Origin of the sequence: Streptomyces sp. NPDC001904 (genome assembly GCF_040297005.1) — a bacterium.
GTDB lineage: Bacteria > Actinomycetota > Actinomycetes > Streptomycetales > Streptomycetaceae > Streptomyces.
This window is the reverse complement of sequence record NZ_JBEOYI010000015.1, coordinates 157,743-180,090: the sequence shown is the minus strand read 5'-3', so window position 1 is coordinate 180,090 and position 22,348 is coordinate 157,743. Positions and strand designations below refer to the sequence as shown.

Here is a 22,348-nt window from a genome sequence, read left to right as displayed (position 1 = left end):
GTGAGCCGGGTCTCAGCGGCCGGGACTCAGGAGCCGGCCCCGCGCGGCCGGTAGAGCACCGCACCGTCGGCCTCGCCGACCCGCTCGTACCCCGCGAGCATCCGCCGCAGCGACGTCACCCGCTCCACCCCGTACGGAGCCCCCCGCGCGTCGTCCACCACCAGGACCGGCGGCCGGGCCGCGAACTCGGCGCGGAAGGTGCGCCAGGTCCCCGGCACCGCCCACCGCTCCCCCACCTGGGCGCCGTCCCGGCCCCCGCTGTAGTTGGTGAGCAGCCCGGCCGTCAGGAAACGGACGGCCGGGGGACGGTCGGCCAGCCAGTACGTCTCCGGGTGCATGCCCCACACCAGGACCGGTTCACCGGGCGCGGTACGGGCCCGTACGGCGTCCGCGACGCGCTGGGCGTGGGTGAGGTCGGGGCGCGGGGCGAGCAGGCCCCAGCCGACGAAGAGGCCGCAGCAGCAGACGGAGACGAGGAGGGCGTCCACGAGCCGCTCGCGCGGCAGGATCTGGAGCGCCGCCGTGCCCAACAGAGCCAGCGGCGGAGTGAGTTGGAGGTAGTAGTGGCCGAAGAAGTGGAAGCCGGCCAGGACCGCCGCGCCCGACGAACCGAGCCAGAGCCACAGGTCGCCGCGGCCGGTGCGGGCGATGCGCAGCACGCGGACGACGGGCGGCAGGATGCCGGCGCAGGCCACGCCGAGGATCGCCGCGTTCACCGATCCCCGTACGAGGACGTGGAGTTCGGAGCCGGTGAAGGAGGCGTACGCGCCCGAACCGGTCACCGTCCAGAACAGGAAACCGGCCGGATCGGTGGCGCAGGCCGCCACGAGGACCGGTGCCGCCAAGCCCACCGCGCACCGCACCACGTCCGCCCGCGGCGCACCGCACCGCCACAGCGTCCAGGCCACCGGGACCAGCACGGCCGCGCCGGTCTGCTTGGTGAGGAAGGCGCCCGCGACGGCGGCGCCGCACCAGCCCCAGCGGCGCCGGTCGGCGCAGCGGACGGCCGCCGCGGTCCACGGCAGCATGAACACCTCGAAGGTCGCGGCCTGCGCGTCCTCCGGGTTGAGCCCGACGGAGATGAGCAGGTACAGCACGCCCGCCGTGCGTCCGGCGCCGTCGCCCCAGCGGCGCCGCGCGGTCGACGCGAGCAGCACCGCCGTCACCAACTGCGCCGCCACGGCACACCACTTGACCGGGGTGAGCGACTGCGGCCCGAAGAGGGCGAACACGGCTTCGTAGAGCCAGGGCACGAAGGGTGGTTTGCGGTCGACAACCGTCTCGTAGAGCGCGCCGCCGTGCGCGAGCATCCGCGCCTGGACGGCGAGATAGCCCTCGTCGGGGTTCCACAGCGGCTGCGCGAAGGACGGCACGCGGGTGGCGCAGGCGAGCACGGCGAGCAGCGGGAGCAGCCGTCTCCAGTAGCCGGGGCGGCCCGGGGCGGGGCCGGGGTGCGGGGCGGCGCGGCGGGCGTCGGACACGTACGGTAGCCACTGCGGCGCCTGGGTGAGCATGCACGCCAAACTATCCGGCCCCGCAGTTCCCTCCGAAGCGGGACATACGGGGCCGGGTCAATGGATTGCCGGTTACCGGGAGTTGCCGGCCTCGGCGTCCGCCCGGGCGCGGCTGTGCCCGCGCCCGTACGCGAAGTAGATGACCACGCCGATGACCATCCAGACCGCGAACCGCAGCCAGGTCTCCACCGACAGGTTCAGCATCAGCCACACCGAGCACGCCACCGACGCGATCGGCAGGACGGGCACCCAGGGGGCCCTGAAGGCGCGCGGCAGATCGGGCCGGGTGCGGCGCAGGATGAGCACGCCGACGGCCACGATCACGAAGGCGAACAGGGTGCCGATGTTGACCAGCTTCGACAGCTCCGTCAGGGAGACGAAGCCCGCGACGAGCGCGGTGATGACGCCGAGGATGATGGTCGAGCGGTACGGCGTGCGGAACTTGGGGTGGACGGCGCTGAACACCGGCGGCAGCAGTCCGTCGCGGCTCATCGCGAAGAAGACGCGGCTCTGGCCGAGCAGCAGGATCATGCAGACGACGGTGAGGCCGACGACCGCGCCGAAGGAGATGACGCCCGCCCAGAACGGGTGACCGACCGCCTTGAACGCCTCCGCGAGCGGCGCGTCCGGGTCGAGCTTCTTGTAGTTCTGCATGCCGGTGACGACGAAGGCGACGGCGCAGTACAGGACGGTGCAGATGGCGAGCGAGCCGAGGATGCCGAGCGGCACGTCCTTCTTGGGGTTGCGGGTCTCCTCGGCGGCCGTGGCGACGACGTCGAAGCCGATGAAGGCGAAGAAGACGACGGCCGCCGCGGTGAAGATGCCCATGATGCCGAAGTTCGACGGGGTGAACCCGGCGATGCCTTCGAGGAGGGTCTGCGAGAGGCCGGAGCCGCCCTCGGTGGGCTTGCTCGGCGGGATGTACGGGTCGTAGTTGGAGCCCGTGATGAAGAACGCGCCGACCGCGATCACGATGAGGACGACGGTGACCTTGACGGCGACGACCGCCGAGGTGACCCAGGCGGAGAGCTTCATCCCGAGGACGACGACCGTCATGACGGCGAGCACGAGCAGGAACGCGGGGAGGTTGAAGGTGAAGCCGCTGCCCTCCCCCGGGCCGCGCAGCGCCTCGGGCAGCGGGATGCCCCAGCTGTCCAGGAGCGACTGCACGTATCCGGACCAGCCGACGGCGACGGTGGCGCAGCCGAGCGCCAGTTCGAGGATCAGGTCCCAGCCGATGATCCAGGCGGGGAACTCGCCGAGCGAGGCGAAGGCGAAGGTGTACGCGGAGCCGGCGACCGGGACGGTCGAGGCGAACTCGGCGTAGCAGAGCGCGGCGAGGGCGCAGACCACGGCCGCGACGGCGAAGGCGATGGTGACCGCCGGGCCCGCGTAGTCGGTGGCGGCGGTGCCGGTGATGACGAAGATGCCGGAGCCGATGACGACCCCGACGCCGAAGACGGTGAGATCGAGCGCGGAGAGGGACTTCTTGAGCTGGTGCTCGGGCTCTTCGGTGTCCTTGATGGACTGCTCGATCGACTTGGTGCGCAACAGGCCGCTCGTCCGTCGCGTACCCGGCTGTGGGCCTGAGTCTGGCTGCGTGGTCACCGGCATACCTCCATGCGGCTCGGTCCTCGGTCTCGACATGATCGAGACGAGTAGCCACCGAATACCCGGTCAGTCACGGCTATTCACGCGAATGGGCCGGTCGAACCACCCGAAGGTGGTTCGACCGGCCCATTCGGTCGCCGCGGCGGTCAGTCGCGCGCCGGCTCCATCTCCTCGGCGACCGAGGCCTCCCGGCGGCCGTCCAGCTTCGACACCAGGCCGGTGACCTGGCGGGCGATGTCCGGCGCGGTCAGGCCGATCTCCGCCATGACCTCCTTGCGGGAGGCGTGGTCGAGGAAGCGCGGCGGAATGCCGAAGTCGCGCAGCGGCACGTCGACGCCCGCGTCGCGCAGGGCCTGCGCGATCGACGCGCCGACACCGCCGACGCGCGAGTTGTCCTCGACGGTGACGACGACGCGGTGGCGCTCGGCGAGCGGGGCCATCGCCTCGTCGACCGGCTTGACCCAGCGCGGGTCGACGACGGTCGTGGTGATGCCCTGCTTGTCGAGCAGGTCGGCGATCTCCAGGCACATCGGGGCGAGCGCGCCGACCGAGACCAGCAGGACGTCGGGACGGGCTCCCCCGCCGGTACCCGGCTCGCGGAGCACGTCCATGCCGCCGACCGTGCCGACCGCCTCGACGGCCGGGCCGACCGCGCCCTTGGAGTAGCGCACGACCGTGGGTGCGTCCTCGACCTGCACGGCCTCGCGCAGCTGGGCGCGGACCTGGTCGGCGTCGCGCGGCGCGGCGATCCGGATGCCGGGGACGACCTGGAGCAGCGACATGTCCCACATGCCGTTGTGCGAGGCGCCGTCCGTGCCGGTGACGCCGGCCCGGTCGAGCACGAACGTCACGCCGCACTTGTGCAGGGCGACGTCCATCAGGACCTGGTCGAAGGCGCGGTTCAGGAACGTCGCGTAGACCGCGAAGACCGGGTGCAGGCCGCCGTGGGCGAGGCCCGCCGCGCTGACCGCGCCGTGCTGCTCGGCGATGCCGACGTCGTAGACCCGGTCGGGGAAGGCCTTGGCGAACTTGTCGAGGCCGACCGGCTGGAGCATCGCCGCGGTGATGGCGACGATGTCCTCGCGCTCCTGGCCCAGCTTGAGCATCTCGTCGCCGAAGACCGAGGTCCAGTCGGCGCCCGCGGCCTTGATCGGCAGGCCGGTGTCGGGGTGGATGGGGCCGATGCCGTGGAAGCGGTCGGCCTCGTCCTCCAGCGCCGGGCGGTAACCGCGGCCCTTCTCGGTCAGGCAGTGCACGATGACCGGGCCGCCGAAGCGCTTGGCGCGGATGAGCGCCGACTCCAGGGCCTCCATGTCGTGGCCGTCGATGGGGCCCACGTACTTCAGGCCGAGGTCCTCGAACATGCCCTGCGGGGCGATGAAGTCCTTCAGGCCCTTCTTCGCGCCGTGCAGCGTCTCGTAGAGGGGCTTGCCGACGACCGGGGTGCGCTCCAGGAGGTCCTTGCCGCGGGCCAGGAAGCGCTCGTAGCCGTCCGTGGTGCGCAGGGTCGCCAGGTGGTTGGCGAGGCCGCCGATGGTGGGCGCGTAGGAGCGCTCGTTGTCGTTGACGACGATCACCAGCGGGCGGTCCTTGGCGGCCGCGATGTTGTTCAGCGCCTCCCAGGCCATGCCGCCGGTCAGCGCGCCGTCGCCGATGACCGCGACGACGTGGTCGTCGGTGCGGCGCAGCTCGTTCGCCTTGGCGATGCCGTCGGCCCAGCCGAGGACCGTGGAGGCGTGGCTGTTCTCGATGACGTCGTGCTCGGACTCGGCCTGCGAGGGGTAGCCGGACAGGCCGCCCTTCATCTTCAGCTTGGAGAAGTCCTGGCGGCCGGTGAGCAGCTTGTGCACGTAGGACTGGTGGCCGGTGTCGAAGAGGATCTTGTCCTTCGGCGACTCGAAGACCCGGTGCAGGGCGATGGTGAGCTCGACCACGCCGAGGTTCGGCCCGAGGTGGCCGCCGGTCTTGGAAACCGCGTCGACGAGGAAGGTCCGGATCTCATCCGCCAGCTGGTCCAGCTGCTCCAGGCTGAGCCGGTCCAGATCGCGCGGTCCCGTGATGCGGGTCAGCAGCGGCACCCGTGCCTCCTTGCAGTAGAGCTGTAGTAGCTGGTTGAGCTGTTCGAGCTTGCCGGGTCTGTCGAGTCTAATGTTCCGCCGTTGCGAGCGGCGTCCGGGCCGTGCGTTCGGGGCATGACTGTGCCCGGCGTCACCGTTGACACCGGGCACAGTCAGTCCGGGAATCCCAGCTCAGAAGGGGTCAGGCACGGCCTGCCGACTTCTGGGTCTTGCGGGTGACCGAGTCGATGACGACCGTGGCGAGAAGCACACCACCGGTGATCATGTACTGGATCGGGGTGGCGATGCCCTGGAGGGCCAGGCCGTACTGGATCGAGGTGATGACCAGCACACCGAGGAGCGCGTTCCAGGTGCGGCCCCGGCCACCGAAGAGGCTGGTGCCGCCGATGACGGCCGCCGCGATGACGTTCATCAGGAGGTCGCCGGAGCCGGCGCCCTGGTTGGCCGCCGCGATCTTGGAGGCCCAGAAGAGACCGCCGACCGCCGCGAAGAGACCCGCGATGGCGAAGACCGAGATCCGGACCGCCGTGACGTTGATACCGGCACGGCGCGAGGCCTCGACGCTGCCACCGAGCGCGAAGACCTTGCGGCCGTACGAGGTGCGGCGCAGCACGAAGTCCGAGCCGACGAGGACGATGCCGAAGAGCAGCACCGCGAGCGGCAGGCCCTTGTAGTTGTTGAAGATGACGGCCACGCCGAAGACACCGACGGCCAGCAGCACCGTGCGCACCAGCAGGTCGCTGAGCGGGCGGGACGGGATGCCCGCGGCCTCGCGGCGGCGGTTGGCCAGGAAGCTCGGCACGAAGTAGGCGAGGACCGCGACGACGGCCAGGCCGTAGGCGGCGGCGACGTCCGAGAAGTAGTACGTGGTGAGCTTGCCGACCACGCCGTCGCTGTCGAGGTTGATCGTGCCGTTGGAGCCCAGGATCTGGAGCATGAAGCCGTTCCAGAACAGCAGGCCGGCCAGGGTGACGGCGAACGCGGGGGCGCCGACCCGGGCGAAGAAGAAGCCGTGCACGGCGCCGATGACCGCGCCCGCGGCGAGCGAGACGAGGACGGCGAGCCACTCGTTCATCCCGTGCGTGACGCTCAGCACGGCGGTGATCGCCGAGGAGACGCCGGAGACGGAGCCGACCGACAGGTCGATCTCGCCGAGCAGCAGCACGAAGATGATGCCGACCGACATCATGCCGGTGGCCACCATGGCGACGAAGATGTTGTTCAGGTTCTCCGCGCCGAGGAACGCCGAGTTGAGGCTCTGGAAGATCGCGCAGATGACGATCAGGCCGATGACGACGGGTATCGCACCCAGGTCACCACCCTTGATCTTGCGCTTGAACTCGCTGATGTAACCCGCGAAGCCCTGCTCGCGCACGAGGAGGCGGGGGTCGACGGCGGTCACGGACGCGCCGGCCGCCGCGGGGGCGGCGTCCACCGAGGTCTGGGCCGTGCCGGCCGAGTCGGTCTTGTCGATGCTCACGTTTGAGCCCTTGTCGATGCTCACTTCTGAGCCTCCGCGTTGCTGCGCGCCGCACGACGGGTCACGGCGTTGTCCGTGGCGCCGGTGATGGCGGAGATGATCTCTTCCTGCGAGGTCGTCTTGACCTCGAACACGCCGTTGTTGCGGCCGAGGCGCAGCACGGCGACCTTGTCGGCGACGGCCTTCACATCGGCCATGTTGTGGCTGATGAGGATGACCGCGTGGCCGCGCTCGCGAAGGCGCTCGACGAGGTCGAGGACCTGCGCGGTCTGCTCGACACCGAGGGCTGCCGTCGGCTCGTCGAGGATGACCAGCTTGGGCTCGCCGAGCATGGAGCGGGCGATCGCCACGACCTGGCGCTGACCACCGGAGAGCGAGGCGATCGGGATGCGCACGCTCGGGATGCGGATGGACAGCGTGTCCAGCAGTTCGCGGGAGCGGCGCTCCATCTCGACCTCGTCGAGGACGCCGCGCCGCTTGATCTCACGGCCCAGGAACAGGTTGCCGACGACATCGAGGTTGTCGCACAGTGCGAGGTCCTGGTAGACCGTCGCGATGCCCAGGCCCTGGGCGTCTTGCGGCTTGTTGACCGCCACGGCCTTGCCGTCCCACTCGATGACGCCGTCATCGATGGGGTGCACGCCGGCGATCGTCTTGACAAGGGTGGACTTGCCGGCGCCGTTGTCGCCGACCAGGGCGACCACCTCTCCGGCGTGGACCTCGAGCTCGACATCGGTGAGCGCCTGAACGGCACCGAATCGCTTCGAGACCCCGCGCAACGCCAGCACAGGCGTAGCGGACACGTGAACCATCTCCTTCGCCGCCAAAGGCCTGACCCGGCGGGAGGTTGAACCAAGAAGTATGAGGGGGGTTGTTCCGTCCGGCGCCGCGCCGTTGAGCTGCGGGGCTGTCGGCGGCGGGGCGCCGGACGTGTCTTCCACGGGAGCGCTCCTACGAGGAGTGCGCAAGTCCCGTACGGAACAGCGGAGTTGCCGGGCCGGCGGGTCGGGCGACCGTGCCGGTCCCGGTGCCTCCGGTCGGGCCTACTTCAGGCCGAGCTTGTCGCAGGCCGACTTGTACTTGGCCGTGCAGATCTCGTCCAGGGTGTAGTAGCCCTGGTCGATGACGGTCTCCTTGATGTTCTTCTGGGTCAGGGAGACGACCGGCACGATGACCGAGGCGATGCCCTTGTCGGTGCCGCTGTCGACGGTGCTGGTGGTCAGACCGGCCGAGTCCAGCTTGCCCGTCTTGGCGATCGAGACGGCCATCTTGGCGACGGTCTCGGCCTCCTGCGGGTACGACTTGAAGACCGACATGTTCTGGTCACCGGTGATGATGCGCTGCACACCGGCGAGCTCGGCGTCCTGGCCGGTGACCGGGGGAAGCTTGCTCAGACCCGCGCCCTTGAGCGCGGTGATGATGCCGCCCGCCATGCCGTCGTTGGCGGAGTAGACGCCCTTGATCTTGTCCTTGCCGATCGCGGAGATCGCCGCTTCCATGTTGGCGTTGGCGTTCTCCGGCTTCCACTCCTTGGTGTCGTAGGACTTGGCGATGTTCACCTTGCCCTTGAGCACCGAGAGCGCGCCGTCCTTGAACTGCTTGGCGTTCGGGTCGGTGACCGCGCCGTTCATCATCACGATCTTGCTGCTGGCCTTGGCGTCCGAGCCCATGGCGTCGAGCAGCGCCTTGCCCTGGGTCTTGCCGACCTCGGTGTTGTCGAACGAGGTGTAGGCGGCGATCGGGCCCTCGGCCAGGCGGTCGTAGGCGACGACGGGGATGCCGGCGTCCTTGGCCTTCTTCACGCCGTTGGCGACGGCCTTGTAGTCGACCGCGTCCAGGATCAGGACGTCGACCTTCTTGGTGATCATCGTGTCGATCTGCTGCGACTGCAGGGAAGCGTCCTGCTTGGCGTTGAGGTACTCGACCTTGCCCTTGCCGTTGGTCAGCTGGGATATCTGCTTCTCGATGATCGGCTTGTCGAACTTCTCGTAACGAGCCGTCTGGTTCTCCGGAAGCAGCAGGCCCACGGTGAGGGCGTCGCCCTTCTTGGAGCCGGTGCTGGCCTTGTCGCCGTCGTCCTTGGACTCCTTGGCGGAGCCGCAGGCCGCGAGAGAGACAGCCATGGCGGTGGCACAGAACGCAAAGGCCGCACGACGCATACGCGTGTTCACTTCAGAAACCTCCCTGACGAGGCCGCGTCGTTGCGGCCGAGGTAGCTGGGAGTCAACTCGGCCGCAACACAAGCGTCAAGGAGTAAATACTTAACGAGATGGCAACGGTGTCATGCGTTCTCTAAGTGAAGGCAGGTGTAGCAGCGGGAACAGAGCCCCCGCCAACCCCTTCCAAAAGGGTCGAATCGCCCATTTCACTCAGCGCCAGGGCGAGCGCCCCGAGCACCTCTGCACGGCCGCCCAACGCCCCGGGAAGGACCGAGAGTTGGCGGGCGGCACTGGGGATCGCGTAGCGGCTCACAGACTCCCTTATGGGCCCCAGGACCAGCTCCCCGGCCTCCGCCAGATCGCCCCCGAGGACGACCCGGCTGGGGTTGAGCAGATTGCAAAGATTGGCCACACCGGAGCCGATGTGCCGGCCCACGTCCGCGATGACCCGGCGGCACCCGGGGTCGCCGTCGCGCGCGAGCCGCACGACGCCCTCCATGGTCAGATCGGTGCCGTGGCTGGACTGGAGCAGCGGCAGGACGTAGCGGGCCGCGGTGAAGGTCTCCAGGCAGCCGCGGTTGCCGCAGCGGCAGACCGGGCCCGACTCGTCGAGCGTGATGTGCCCGATCTCGCCCGCGGTGCCCCCGGGGCCGCGGTAGATCGTGCCGTCGATCACCAGACCGGCGCCGACGCCGCTGGCGACCTTGATGTAGGCGAGGTCCCTGACCCCGCGCCCGCTCCCCCAGACCAGCTCGCCGAGCGCGCCCAGGTTGGCGTCGTTGTCCACGTGCACCGGGACGCCGAGCCGCCTGCTCAGCTCCTCGGCCGGCCGGGTGCCGGTCCAGCCCGGCAGGATCGAGGTGGAGCCGAGCGTGCCGCTCTCCACGTCGATGGGGCCGGGCACGCCGAGGCCGACGCCGGCCACCTTGGTGCGGTCCACGCCGGTCGCCGCGATCAGCCGCTCGACCAGCTCCTCGGCGCGGTCGAAGCCCTGCGCGGCGGACGCGTCCACGTCCAGCGGCTCGGACTCCTCGGCGAGCACCTGGTGCGCCAGATTGCCGATCGCGACCCGCAGGTGCGTGTGGCCGAAGTCGACGCCGATCACGATGCCCGCGTCGCCGCTGAGCGAGACGCTGCGGGCCCTGCGGCCCCCGGCCGAGGTGGGGGTCACCTCGACCGTCCCCCCGTCCTTGAGCTCCCGGACGATGTTGGAGACGGTCGCCGCGGACAGGCCCGTCGTCCTCGCGATCTCCGCCTGCGTGAGCGATCCGGCGAGGCGCACGGCACGCACGACCCGCTCCAGATTGGCCCGGTGCAGCGACGACTGCGACCCCGGAGTCTCCATTGACCCACCCTTATCCGTGGCTCGCGTCACCCTGGGTGACCGAACCTTGTACAAGTTATGAACTCCAAGCTCTGCTGAACCGGCCAGTGGCGTCAAGCCCTTGACGGAAATCGGTTCCAGGCCGTGTCCGCCCGGGGCTACCGCCGGTATCCCCTCCACGCGCAGGGCTCCGGCCCCGGAGAGGCGTCTCTCCGGGGCCGGAGCCCGGTCACGCAGTGGTGGTGAGCGTTACTTGAGCGCCCCCGCCGTGAGCCCCTGCACCACCTGCCGCTGGAAGATGATGTACGCGGCCAGGATGGGCAGCATCGCCATCACCAGGCCCGCGAAGAGGCCGGAGTAGTCGCCCTTGTAGCCCTGGCTGGTCGCGAGCTCGACCAGGCCCTGGGCGAGGACACGATTGTCGGGGTCCGTGTTGAGGACCGTCGGCAGCATGTACTGGTTCCACTGGCCGAGGAAGTTGAAGATGCCCACGCTGATCAGACCCGGCTTGGCCATCGGCAGCATGATCTGGAAGAACGTACGGGTGTGGGAGGCGCCGTCGACGAAGGCGGCCTCCGCGATCGACGACGGCAGGGTCCGGAAGAACGACGTCAGGAAGAACACCGTGAAGGGCAGCGAGTACGCGATGTAGGCCAGGATCAGGCCGGGCAGCGTGTTCAGGAGCTGCATGTTGTTCATGACGTAGAACAACGGCACCAGGGCCAGCATGATCGGGAAGCTCATGCCGCCGACGAACAGGAAGTAGATGAACCGGTTGCCGGGGAACTCGAAGCGCGCCAGGACGTAGGCCGCCATCGAGCCGAGCACGAGGGTGCCGACGAGCGAGAAGCCCACCACGATGATCGTGTTGAGGAAGTAGTCGCTCATGTGCGCCGACGACCAGGCGCGCGACCAGTTCTCGAAGTGCAGCTTGTCCGGCAGCGCCCACGGCGTGCTCAGGATGGAGTTGTCGTCCTTGAAGGACGTCATGACCGCCCAGAGCAGCGGCAGCACCACCATGATCGCCCAGATGATCAGGACGCCGTGCGAGAAGACGTTCAGAGAGCTGCCCGAGATCCTCTTCCCCGTGCCGGGAGCGTCCTGCTTCACCGTGCGCTGGCCAGGGATCTTCCCGGTGGTGTCCGTCGCCGGGTCTACGGGGGGCGGGGTGTCAGTGGTCTTCATCAGTACTCCAGCCGATCGCGCCGGCCAAGACGCATCACGATCGCCGCGAACAGCAGCGTGACGATGAGGAGCGCGACGCCGATGGTGGTCGCGTAGGCGGCGTTCGCGTCACGGAACGCCGACTGGTAGACGTACAGCGGCAGCACGGTGGTCGAGTAGTCGGGACCGCCCGGGCCGACGGTCATGATGTTGACCGCCGAGAACGCCTCCGCGCCGAGGGCGAGGATGCCCATGTACACCCAGCCGGACTGGATGGTGTCCCACAGCAGCGGCAGGGTGATCTTGAAGAAGGTCGTGACGCGGCTGGCGCCGTCGAGCAGCGCCGCCTCGTAGAAGTCCTTCGGGATGGAGGCCATGCCCGCGGAGAAGAGCACCACGAAGAAGCCGACGGTGCTCCACACCAGGACGGCCATGACCGCCCACAGCGCCCAGCTCGGGTCGCCCAGCCACTGGGGCTGGAAGCTGTCGAGGCCGACGGCGTCGAGCGCCGAGTTCAGCAGGCCGCCGCTGGGGTTGTAGATGAAGCGGAACAGCAGGGACACGATCGCGATCGAGAGCACCTGCGGGAAGAAGTACGCGATCTTGTAGAAGCCGGAGCCGCGGACGCCGGCGATGGCGGCGCCCTTACGGCGCCGCCCGCCGACGTTCAGCATGAAGGCGAAGAACAGCGCGAGGCTCAGCGTCACCAGAGGCAGCAGCACGACGAAGATCACACTGTGCTGCAGCGACTTCCAGAAGATGTCGTCGTGCAGCAGGCGTGTGTAGTTGGCGAAGCCCACCATCTTGAAGTCGGGGCTCAGTCCGGTCCAGTCGGTGAACGAGTAGTAGATCGACTGGATGAACGGCCAGATGACGAAGATGGCGTACAACGCCAGGGGGGCCACCAAGAACCCCACAATGAAGCGGTACTTGCCGTGTTGCATGGTTACCGACCCCGATCGCTGTGCGGGTGCCGCACCAGTGGACGTGTGCGCACGTGCTGTTCTTCCGCCTGTCGCTTACTGGTGCTTGTAGTGCTTGACCGACTGGTCCTTGGCCGCCGCGTCCGCGTAGGCCTGGATCTTCTTGATGGCCTCGGCCGGGGTGAGGCGGCCCGCCATCATCTCGCCGAGACCGGCGACGCCGATCTGCTCCTTCTGGAGCTTGACGTACCAGTCCTGGAGGCGCGGGTTGACGACGTTGTCGCCGGCCTTCTCCAGGGCCGCGACACCGGACTTGAGGCCCGGGGTCAGCTCGATGCCGTCGGTGCCGCCGTTGAAGGCGGACAGCGACTTCACCTGGCTGGTGAAGTTCTTCGACGAGGCCTCGCTGAGCATGATGCGCAGCTGCTCCATACCGCCCTCGACGTTCGCCGCCTTGGCCGGGACGATGAACGGCTCACCGCCGGAAGCCCAGATGGTGCCGAACGGCATCTTGTCGCTGGAGTCGAGGCTGGAAGGCGCGCCGACGGCGAGGTTGAAGTCCTTCGGGATGACCTTCGCCGACTCGTTCTCCACCCAGGAGCCGTTCGGGATGAACAGTGCCTTGCCCTTGGCCCACTCGGTCTGCGACTGGATGTGGTCGATACCGGGCGTGCCCTTGAGGATGTAGCCCTTCTTGTAGAGCTCGTAGTAGGCCTCGAAGGCGGCCTTGACGGCCGGGTCCTTCCAGGCGTTCGGCTCCAGGTTGTCGATCTTGTCGAGGACCTCGCGGCCACCGATCTTGGCGATGAACGGGTAGAGCGAGAACGGCAGGTAGTACGGGTACTTGCCCGCGTACGTCCAGCCGGCGATGCCCTTCTTCTTCGCCTTGGCGCACAGGGCGAGCATCGCGTCCCAGTCCTCGGGGTACTCCGAGTCCAGCTTCTCCAGGGCCGTCTGCGAGTACCAGACGCCGTAGACCGTGTACGCGTAGTACATGATCCACACCGGGTCGCCGTCGAACTGGCCCATCTCCACGATGCCCGGCCGCAGGGTGTCGCGAACCTTCTTGTTCGGGTCGTCGATGGACGGGGCGTCCAGGAGCGGGGTCAGGTCGGTCAGCTGCTTCTTGCCGACGAGGACGCCCATGTCCATCTGCTCGGCGCCCGAGTTGTCGATCAGGTCAGGCGGGGTGCCGCCGTTGAACTTCGGCTGAAGCTCGGACTGGATCTTCTGGGTGGCGTGGAAGTTGACCTTCGCCTTCGGGAACGCCTTCTTGTACTGGGCGTTCGCGTCGGTGGCGTACTTGGTGCCGAAACCACCGTCGAAGATGACCACGGACAGCGCCGCGCTCGCGTTGACCGCCAGCGGGTTGTCCTTGGACTTGGTGCCCTTCTTGACCTTGTCGTCGCTGCCGCTGTCGCCGCTCGCACACGCGGACAGCAGGCTCACGGCCGGCACCGAGGCGATGCCGAGGGCCGCGGAACGCTTGATCAGAGTGCGACGGCCGACGCCACCGTTACCGTGCTGGTCGGAAGTGGATCCCATGCTCAAGTCCTCGCCTTCTCCAGGACTCAGGCGGTGAACCGGATCCTCCCCGGCACCGCGGTGATGTGCTGTGTCGTGCCCCTGTTGAGGGGAAACGCAGATGGAGCTGGGTGGTGCGCAATGATGCGGGACGCCTGGAGATGCACGGATGCCGGGACGCTGCGCGCGCCCCGCCGTTTCCCCCTGTCCCCCCGGTCCCGCCACGGCCTGAACTCGGGCCTGGCCGGACGCCGACAGGTATAGTCCACTCCCTGTGAGCTGGGCAAGATCGAATGCAGGTTTGGACGCCGGTCTTTTCCGAGTTGAGACCTCCCGGAAATAAGCCGCACGGCGGACTTTGTCACGCGCCCCAACTTCCTTGCCTACAAAGGGTGTACACGGAACCGGAAATCCGGCCCGCGCGTCGAACCCTTGCACTGACTTTCAACACCCTTGACACCACGCGTCACTTGACGCCCTACTGGACCTTGCGCAGCGAACTGACAACGTTGTCTACGGTCGCCGGAGGGTGCACATCTCATGCAGGGAAGAAGAACTCGACACAGACTCGCGTCCACGGCCGCACTGGGCGCGGCCGCACTGGTGCTCACGGCGGCCGGGCAGGGTGCCGCCGTCGCGGCATCGTCCCACAAGCCGCATGCCGGGACGGAGTTCAGCTCCTCCTTCGAAGCGGGACAACCCGTCCCCGACTGGCTGAACACGGTCGACACCGGCCCGGACGGCAGCAAACGGTCGTCCGGGGTCGACGGCGCCTACACCGGTGGAGTTCCGGGCAATGTGAACGGCCATGTGACCGAGGTCCGGGCGAGCGACGAGAACAGCGGCGGCGGCGAGGGCGCGGCCAATCTCGCCGACGGCGAGTCGAGCACCAAGTGGCTGGCGTTCACGCCGACCGCCTGGGTCGAGTACGACCTCGACACCGCGCTGAAGATCACCAACTACACGCTGACGTCGGCCAACGACCACGACGAGCGCGACCCGAAGGACTGGGTCCTCAAGGGCTCGGCCGACGGAAAGGACTGGACCACTCTCGACTCCCGCACCGGCGAGAGCTTCGACAAGCGGTTCCAGACGAAGAAGTACGAGCTGGAGAAGCCGGCCGAGTACGCCCATTTCCGCATCGAGTTCACGAAGAACAACGGCGCGGGCGACGCGACCCAGCTGGCCGACCTCCAGCTGTCCACGGGCGACGAGCAGGCCCCGGCGCCCGAGGACATGCTGTCGCTCGTCGACAAGGGCCCCAGCGGCTCGCCGACGGCCAAGGCGGGCGCGGGCTTCACGGGCAAGTACGCGCTGCGCTACGCGGGCACGCACAAGACGGACGGCCGCGCGTACTCGTACAACAAGGTCTTCGACGTCGATGTGGCGGTGGCGCGGGACACCGAGCTGTCGTACAAGATCTTCCCGCAGATGGCGGACGGCGACCGCGACTACGACGCCACGAACGTCTCGGTCGACCTCGCCTTCACCGACGGCACATATCTGAGCGACCTGAAGGCGGTCGACTCGAACGGCGGTCTGCTGACCCCGCGCGGCCAGGGCGACGCCAAGCGGCTGTACGTGAACCAGTGGAACGCCGTGAAGTCGTCGATCGGCTCGGTCGCGGCCGGGAAGACCATCGACCGGATACTCGTCGGGTACGACTCGGCGAAGGGCCCGGCGAAGTTCCGCGGCTGGCTCGACGACATCTCCGTGGAGCGGGCCCGACCGGTGGCTCCCAAGGCGCACCTGAGCGACTACGCGTCGACGACCCGCGGTACGAACTCCAGCGGCGGGTTCTCGCGCGGCAACACGTTTCCGGCGACGGCCGTCCCGAACGGGTTCAACTTCTGGACGCCGGTGACGAACGCGGGCTCGGACAGCTGGCTGTACGACTACGCGCGCGACAACAACGCGGACAACCTCCCCACCATGGAGGCGCTGGCGGCGAGCCACGAGCCGAGCCCCTGGATGGGTGACCGCCAGACGTTCCAGATCATGCCGTCGGCGAAGACCGGCGACGCCCTGGACACCTCGCGCTCCGGCCGGGCGCTGCCGTTCAAGCACGACAACGAGACAGCCCGCCCGTACTACTACGGCGTGACGTTCGAGAACGGCGTGCGGGCGGAGATGGCTCCGACCGACCACGCCGCCGCGCTGCGCTTCAGCTACCCGGGCGACGACGCGAGCGTCGTCTTCGACAACGTCTCCGAGCAGGGCGGCCTCACGCTCGACAAGGACAACGGCGTCGTCACCGGCTACTCGGACGTGAAGTCGGGTCTGTCGACCGGCGCGACCCGCCTGTTCGTCTACGGCGTCTTCGACAAGGCGGTGAAGGACGCCGACGCCTCCGGGGTGAAGGGCCACTTCACCTTCGACGCGGGCAAGGACCGCACCGTCACGCTGCGCCTGGCGACCTCGCTGATCTCCATCGACCAGGCGAAGGACAACCTGGCGCAGGAGCTGCCCGGGAACCGCTCCTTCACCTCGGTGAAGAACGCGGCCCGCGCCCAGTGGGACAAGATCATGAACAAGGTGGAGGTCGAGGGCGCCACGCAGGACCAGCTCACGACGCTGTACTCCTCGCTCTACCGGCTATACCTGTACCCCAACTCGGCCTTCGAGAAGGTCCGTTCGGAGGGCAGGTCGACGTACAAGTACGCGTCGCCGTTCTCCGCGATGACCGGTCCCGACACGCCGACGCACACCGGCGCGAAGATCGTCGAGGGCAAGCCGTACGTCAACAACGGCTTCTGGGACACCTACCGGACGACCTGGCCCGCGTACTCGCTGCTCACGCCGGACCGGGCGGGCGAGATGGTCGACGGGTTCGTGCAGCAGTACAAGGACGGCGGCTGGATCTCGCGCTGGTCCTCGCCGGGTTACGCGGACCTGATGACGGGCACGTCGTCGGACGTCGCGTTCGCCGACGCGTACGTGAAGGGCGTCGACTTCGACGCGGAGGACGCGTACAAGGCGGCCGTGAAGAACGCGACCGTGGTGCCGCCGCAGTCGGGTGTGGGCCGCAAGGGCATGGACACCTCGCCGTTCCTCGGCTACACGTCGACGGACACGCACGAGGGCATGTCGTGGGCCCTGGAGGGCTACCTCAACGACTACGGCATCGCGCAGATGGGCCAGGCCCTCTACAAGAAGACCGGCAAGAAGCAGTACCAGGAGGAGTCGGAGTACTTCCTCAACCGGGCCCGCGACTACGTCAACATGTTCGACGACAAGGCCGCCGGTACGGGCTTCTTCCAGGGCAAGAGCGCCAAGGGCGACTGGCGGGTGAAGTCGGAGGACTTCAACCCGGCGATCTGGGGCTACGACTACACCGAGACGAACGGCTGGGGCTACGCCTTCACCGCGGTGCAGGACACCAAGGGTCTCGCGAACCTGTACGGCGGCCAGGCCGGTCTGGCGAAGAAGCTGGACACGTACTTCTCTACGCCGGAGACCGGTTCGGCGGATGTCGCCGGGTCGTACGGCGGGGTCATCCACGAGATGACCGAGGCGCGTGACGTGCGGATGGGCCAGTACGGCCACTCCAACCAGGTCGCGCACCACGTCACGTACATGTACGACGCGGCCGGCCAGCCGTGGAAGACGCAGAAGAACGTGCGCGAGGTGCTGTCCCGTCTCTACACCGGCTCGGAGATCGGGCAGGGCTACCACGGCGACGAGGACAACGGCGAGCAGTCGGCCTGGTACCTCTTCTCGTCGATGGGCTTCTACCCGCTCGTCATGGGCAGCGGCGAATTCGCCATCGGTTCCCCGCAGTTCACCAAGATGACCCTGCACCTGGAGAACGGCCGCGACCTGGTCGTCAAGGCGCCGAGGAACAGCGCCAAGAACGTCTACGTGCAGGGCGTGAAGGTCAACGGCAAGACCTGGTCGAAGACCTCGCTGCCGAACTCGGTCGTCGCCAAGGGCGGTGTCATCGAGTTCGCCATGGGCGACAAGCCGTCGTCGTGGGGCAGCGGCAAGGACGCCGCACCGACGTCCATCACCAAGGACGACAAGGTGGCCGTGCCCCGCAAGGACGCGATCACGGGCTCGGGTCCGCTCTTCGACAACACCTCGGCCACGTCGGCGAGCGTCGAGTCGGCCGACCTGCCGGTCCCGGCGGACGGTACGAAGGCCGTGCAGTACACGCTGACGTCCGCCGACCACGCGAAGGCCCCGACGGGCTGGAAGCTGGAGGCGTCGGCCGACGGCACGACCTGGAAGACGCTCGACGAGCGGTCCGGTGAGTCCTTCGCCTGGGACAAGCAGACCCGGGCGTTCTCGGTGCCGAAGCCGGGTTCGTACGCGCACTACCGCCTCGTGTTCACGGGTGGCGCGGCGACCGTCGCGGAGGTGGAGCTGCTGTCGTAGCCGCCGTCTTCGGTGCGGGCCCCGTCGGGATCTTCCGGCGGGGCCTGCGCCGTTCCCGGTCCGAACTCGCACCACACCTCCTTGCCGGGGTCCCGCTCCCCCACGCCCCACTTGTCGGCCAGCGCCTCCACGAGGAGCAGGCCCCGGCCGTTCTCGGCGGTGGCGCTCCGCTGGGGGACGGGGACGGCGGGGGTGCCGGTGCCGCTGTCGTGGACCTCGACGCGGACGGTGTCCTCGACCTCGTCGTGCGTGATCCTCAGGAGGAAGCCCCGGCCGGGCGGCACTCCGTGGAGGAGGGCGTTCGTCGTCAACTCGCTTACGCAGAGCAGGATTTCGTCCGCTCGGGTTGTCTTTCGCCAAGCCACGAGGGCGGCCTGGGTGAAGTCGCGGGCCGCCGGGACCGACTGGCGTTCGCGGCGGTAGAAGCGTTCGCGATATTCCGGGTTCATGGTCGGAAATGTCGCGGAGAGTGATTCACTCGGGACAGTACGTGGACCCCGACAGATTTTCTGTCGGGGTGCCAATGGGGTCGACGGAGAGCGGGGGCGGGGAGATTGACCGTCATGAGCCCTGGGAAGCGTCCGCCGAAGAATCCGTCGGCGTTGAGGATGGTCGGTGAGCTGCTCGCCCTGTTCCGAAAGGCCGCCGGGTTCACGCAGGCGACGCTGGGGGCCCGGCTGGTGATCGCCGAGTCGACCATTGCGGCTTATGAGCAGGGCAGGCGGCCTTTGCCGCTGGACACTGCCGGGTTGATGGACCAAGTTCTGGATACCAAGGGGGCGTTGGCGGTCACGGTGGCGAACATGCCGGAGATCGACCAGTTCCCCCTCTGGGCGGAGTCGTACATCCAGCACGAGCGTGAAGCCATCGCCCTGTCCTGGTACGACACCCTTGTCGTGCCCGGCCTCCTCCAGACCCCGGAGTTCGCGCGGACGCTGCTCGGGCAGCGGGTACCCGCGTACGACGAGGACGAGATCGAGACCAAGGTGGCGGGGCGCGCGGAGCGGCAGGAGATCCTGCACCGCAAGTGTCCGCCGACGCTCAGCTTCGTCGTGTGGGAGCCCGCGCTGAAGATGGCGATCGCCGAACCCCTCGTACGCAGAGACCAGTTGAGCTTCTTGCGTGAGTGCGCCAATCTTCCCGGCTTGTCCTTGCAGGTACTGGCGCTCGACGCACCGGAGAACGCTGGAACCGCAGGCCCGTTCACCCTTCTGGAGACCTCGGAGCATCAGCACCTCGCATACACCGAGTCCCAGCGCGGCAGCCAGTGGGTTTCCGACCCAGGCGAGGTCTCCGTCCTGGAACGCAAGTATGCGATGCTGCGGTCACAGGCTCTCAGCCCCGAGGCAACCAAGGGCCTGCTGGACCGGCTGCTAGGAGAGCAATGAGGACCACAAGGAACTGGTTCAAGTCGAGCTACAGCAGCGATGAAGGCGGCCAGTGCCTCGAAGTCGCCTACGACTGGCGGAAGTCGAGCTACAGCGGCAGCGAAGGCGGAGACTGCGTCGAGGTAGCAACCCACCCCACCGCCATCCACATCCGCGACTCCAAGAACACCGCAGGCCCCCACTTCACGGTCGCCCCGGGCGCCTGGGCCGCCTTCCTGGAGCTGCCCCGCGCTTAATTGTGTGGACGGGACGGCATCGCGGCGCTTACTGTCTGGCCCGAACCGTGATGCAGCCCGAGGAGGTGGGACCCATGACCGCAGTACGCACGTGGGTGCTCTCCTCCTTCTCACGGGCCGGCCACTGACATAGGTCGCCGGGAGCGCCCGTACTGGGCGATTCCGAGAGGCAGAGACCTATGGACACAACAGAGATCACGCGCGTCGCCGACGGGCAGTGGCACGCGCTGGAGGACGATCAGGTGGTCGGCCGGGGCGAGACCTGGCGCAGGCACGACGGCCGGATGTTCCTGAGCATCGACTCCTGGCACGACACGGCGTTCGACCGCCTGGCCACGGCCATGCTGGCGGAGCTGCCGAGGCCGCTGTACACGATGGTCGACGCGGCCGACCTGGCACTGACGTCCCGGTGGGAGCAGGCGGGATTCAGCCACGCGCGCCGCGAGCACGTGTACCGCGTGCCCACCGACCCGGAGCTGACTAACCTCGGCGCGGCACGCCCGCCCGAGGGCGTGACGATCCTCCCCCTCGGCGCGGCGGAGAAGGACCCCCTGCGCGAGCTGGACCGTACGGTCCGCGCCGAGGTCGAGGCCGCCCTCGGCTGGCGGGAGATGCCGGCCGAGGTGCTGCCGCGCCTCGACGACGCCACGGTGGTCGACCCGACGAAGTACGCGGTGGCCGCCGAGGGCAGCCGGTACGTGGGCCTGCTGCGGGTGGCACCGGTCCCCCGGCAGCCCAGGATCGGGCTGCTCGCCGTACGGGCGGACCGGCAGCGGCGCGGGGTCGCGCGGGCGCTCCTGGCCGACGTACTGGGATCCTTGCACCGGTCGGGGGTCCGGGCGGCGACGGCCGAGACCGGCGCGGCCAACACGGCCGCCGCCGCACTGTTCGACGACATCGGCGCGGAACGCGTCGGAACCAATCTGGAGGTCGTACTTCACTGATGCCGAAGACAAACCCTGGTATCGAGATCGAGGGCACCGTCACCGAGTGCCTGCGCAACGCCACGTTCCAGGTGGAGTTGCAGAACGGGCACAAGGTGCTCGCCCACATCAGCGGCAAGATCCGGAAGAACTACATCAAGATCCTGCCGTTCGACCGGGTCCTGGTGGAGCTGAGCCCGTACGACCTGACGCGTGGCCGGATCCTCTACCGGTACCGCAACTGACGGGCCCCGCGGATCACTTCCGCCAGGCCAGGTAGTGGACCACGCTGCCGCCCGGGCTCGGCACCACGTCGACGTGGAACCGGTCGCGCAGCTCGTCCGGCGACTTCCACAGGCGGGAGCCCGAGCCGAGCTCGATGCCCGGTGAGACCGCCACATGCAGGGTGTCGATCAAGTCGGCGTCGAGGAACTGGCGGATGACCGTGGCCCCGCCGCCGAGCCGGACGTCCTTGCCCTGGGCCGCCTCGCGCGCCTGGGCGAGGACGGTCGCCGGGTCGGCGTCGACGAAGTGGAACGTGGTGTCGGAGAGGGTGATCGAGGGGCGGGTGTGGTGGGTCATGACGAACACCGGTGTGTGGAACGGCGGTTCGTCACCCCACCAGCCCTGCCACTCGTGATCCTCCCAGGCCCCCTTCTGCGGGCCGAACTTGCCGCGGCCCATGATCTCGGCGCCGATGTTGCGGGCGTAGTCCCGGACCAGGTAGTCGTCGAGGCCGCGGCTGCCGCCCGGTTCGGTGCGCATCAGCCAGCTGGCGGTCTCCCCGCACCAGGCCATCAGGGTGCGCGGATCGGCGTGCCCGAACGGCCGCTCGAAGGTCTGCTCGCCTCCGGCCCCGAAACCGTCGGCGGAGACGTTGAAGTTCTGGACGCGCAGCAATTGGCCGCTCATGGATGCTCCTGTCGTCGCGAGTGGTGACTGTCGCCGGTCAGACTCTGCCGGACGGGAGAACTCATCGCACCTCCACGCGCCGTACGCCCGTGCGATGCTGCGCGCATGATCGAGACGAACGGGCAGCCCGAACGCTGGACGCAGGCCACCGTGTACCCGGACATGTGGACCGACCCGGCCGACGACCCGCGCGACAACGACGACGCGCCCGAGGGCGAACGGGCCACGCTGCACGACTTCCTGACGAGCTATCGGATCACGCTGCGGATGAAGTGCGAGGGCCTGGACCCGGAGCAGCTGGCCACACGGTCCGTGCCGCCGTCGACGATGTCCCTGCTCGGGCTGATCCGGCACCTCGCCGAGGTGGAGCGCGACTGGCGCACCTGGCTGACCCTGGACGAGCCGCTGCCGAAGCTCTACGGCCCCAAGGACGCCGACTTCCACGGAGCCGTGCCCGAGCAGGCCGTGGTCGACGCCGCGTACGCCGACCTGGAGCGCGAGCAGGCGGAGACGGACGCGGCGCTGGCGCAGTTCACGGACCTCGGCGAGCGCGTCGGCAGGGACGACGTCGCGATCCGCGAGTTGCTGGTGCACCGCATCGACGAGTACGCCCGCCACAGCGGCCACGCGGACCTGCTGCGCGAGCGGATCGACGGCCGGGTGGGCCAGTAGCGGCGACAAGCGGAGGGGCCGCGCCCCGGGCGAACCCGGGACGCGGCCCCAACTGCTGGTGCC

17 protein-coding genes and 1 pseudogene are annotated in these 22,348 nt (G+C 68.6%); 6 read left to right on the top strand and 12 right to left on the bottom strand.

The window, feature by feature from the left end:
- Positions 1 to 26: 26 nt before the first annotated feature.
- The 10 genes from ABT127_RS23895 to ngcE all read right to left on the bottom strand — a co-directional run bounded on the left by ABT127_RS23895 (position 27) and on the right by ngcE (position 13,798).
- Positions 27 to 1,514, bottom strand: a complete 1,488-nt coding sequence (locus tag ABT127_RS23895; protein WP_351453543.1) for an ArnT family glycosyltransferase — start codon at positions 1,512 to 1,514, stop codon at positions 27 to 29.
- 72 nt (positions 1,515 to 1,586) lie between these two features.
- A complete protein-coding gene (locus ABT127_RS23890) occupies positions 1,587 to 3,128 on the bottom strand; it encodes an amino acid permease (RefSeq protein ID WP_351453541.1) in 1,542 nt (513 codons plus the stop codon).
- A 143-nt stretch (positions 3,129 to 3,271) separates the two neighbouring features.
- Entirely contained in the window at positions 3,272 to 5,203 is a 1,932-nt protein-coding gene (gene dxs / locus ABT127_RS23885; protein WP_351453538.1) for a 1-deoxy-D-xylulose-5-phosphate synthase, read from the bottom strand.
- A 181-nt stretch (positions 5,204 to 5,384) separates the two neighbouring features.
- Positions 5,385 to 6,683: a sugar ABC transporter permease gene (locus ABT127_RS23880; protein WP_351453535.1), complete on the bottom strand. Its 1,299-nt coding sequence runs from the start codon at positions 6,681 to 6,683 to the stop codon at positions 5,385 to 5,387.
- 20 nt (positions 6,684 to 6,703) lie between these two features.
- Complete coding sequence (locus ABT127_RS23875) at positions 6,704 to 7,495, bottom strand: ATP-binding cassette domain-containing protein (RefSeq protein ID WP_351453533.1); 792 nt, start codon at positions 7,493 to 7,495, stop codon at positions 6,704 to 6,706.
- A 231-nt stretch (positions 7,496 to 7,726) separates the two neighbouring features.
- On the bottom strand, positions 7,727 to 8,842 hold the full coding sequence (locus ABT127_RS23870; RefSeq protein WP_351453576.1) for a sugar ABC transporter substrate-binding protein: 1,116 nt from the start codon (positions 8,840 to 8,842) through the stop codon (positions 7,727 to 7,729).
- A gap of 133 nt (positions 8,843 to 8,975) precedes the next feature.
- Positions 8,976 to 10,187 (bottom strand): ROK family transcriptional regulator, encoded by a 1,212-nt coding sequence (locus ABT127_RS23865; protein WP_351453530.1) that lies wholly within the window; start codon positions 10,185 to 10,187, stop codon positions 8,976 to 8,978.
- 228 nt (positions 10,188 to 10,415) lie between these two features.
- Positions 10,416 to 11,351 carry a carbohydrate ABC transporter permease gene (locus ABT127_RS23860; protein WP_351453528.1) on the bottom strand — a complete coding sequence of 312 codons (936 nt, stop codon included), beginning with the start codon at positions 11,349 to 11,351 and terminating at the stop codon, positions 10,416 to 10,418.
- Positions 11,351 to 12,274, bottom strand: a complete 924-nt coding sequence (locus ABT127_RS23855; protein WP_351453526.1) for a carbohydrate ABC transporter permease — start codon at positions 12,272 to 12,274, stop codon at positions 11,351 to 11,353. The genes ABT127_RS23860 and ABT127_RS23855 overlap by 1 nt, the downstream gene beginning before the upstream one ends.
- Positions 12,275 to 12,349: 75 nt before the next feature.
- Entirely contained in the window at positions 12,350 to 13,798 is a 1,449-nt protein-coding gene (gene ngcE, locus ABT127_RS23850; protein WP_351453524.1) for an N-acetylglucosamine/diacetylchitobiose ABC transporter substrate-binding protein, read from the bottom strand.
- Between the two features lie 519 nt (positions 13,799 to 14,317).
- Between ngcE and ABT127_RS23845 the strand changes: the two genes are divergently transcribed.
- Complete coding sequence (locus ABT127_RS23845; protein ID WP_351453521.1) at positions 14,318 to 18,154, top strand: GH92 family glycosyl hydrolase; 3,837 nt, start codon at positions 14,318 to 14,320, stop codon at positions 18,152 to 18,154.
- 38 nt (positions 18,155 to 18,192) lie between these two features.
- Here ABT127_RS23845 and ABT127_RS23840 read toward each other — a convergent pair.
- Positions 18,193 to 18,603, bottom strand: a pseudogene (locus ABT127_RS23840) (ATP-binding protein); the annotation flags it as partial.
- 114 nt (positions 18,604 to 18,717) lie between these two features.
- On the opposite strand from ABT127_RS23840, the gene ABT127_RS23835 reads away from it, so the two are divergent.
- The 4 genes from ABT127_RS23835 (at position 18,718) to infA (ending at position 20,946) form a co-directional block, all read left to right on the top strand.
- A complete protein-coding gene (locus ABT127_RS23835; RefSeq protein ID WP_351453516.1) occupies positions 18,718 to 19,542 on the top strand; it encodes a helix-turn-helix domain-containing protein in 825 nt (274 codons plus the stop codon).
- Positions 19,539 to 19,778 (top strand): DUF397 domain-containing protein, encoded by a 240-nt coding sequence (locus tag ABT127_RS23830; RefSeq protein WP_351453513.1) that lies wholly within the window; start codon positions 19,539 to 19,541, stop codon positions 19,776 to 19,778. The genes ABT127_RS23835 and ABT127_RS23830 overlap by 4 nt, the downstream gene beginning before the upstream one ends.
- A gap of 179 nt (positions 19,779 to 19,957) precedes the next feature.
- Positions 19,958 to 20,722: a GNAT family N-acetyltransferase gene (locus ABT127_RS23825; protein ID WP_351453511.1), complete on the top strand. Its 765-nt coding sequence runs from the start codon at positions 19,958 to 19,960 to the stop codon at positions 20,720 to 20,722.
- Entirely contained in the window at positions 20,722 to 20,946 is a 225-nt protein-coding gene (infA, locus tag ABT127_RS23820) for a translation initiation factor IF-1 (protein WP_351453508.1), read from the top strand. Before ABT127_RS23825 ends, infA begins: the two co-directional genes overlap by 1 nt.
- Before the next feature lie 13 nt (positions 20,947 to 20,959).
- Here the strand turns inward: infA and ABT127_RS23815 are convergent, their stop codons facing one another.
- Complete coding sequence (locus tag ABT127_RS23815) at positions 20,960 to 21,613, bottom strand: dihydrofolate reductase family protein (protein WP_351453506.1); 654 nt, start codon at positions 21,611 to 21,613, stop codon at positions 20,960 to 20,962.
- Positions 21,614 to 21,718: 105 nt separating this feature from the next.
- Here ABT127_RS23815 and ABT127_RS23810 point away from each other — a divergent pair, with 105 nt between their 5' ends.
- Positions 21,719 to 22,285, top strand: coding sequence for a DinB family protein (locus tag ABT127_RS23810; RefSeq protein ID WP_351453505.1), 567 nt, complete (start codon positions 21,719 to 21,721; stop codon positions 22,283 to 22,285).
- The last annotated feature ends 63 nt before the right edge of the window (positions 22,286 to 22,348 follow it).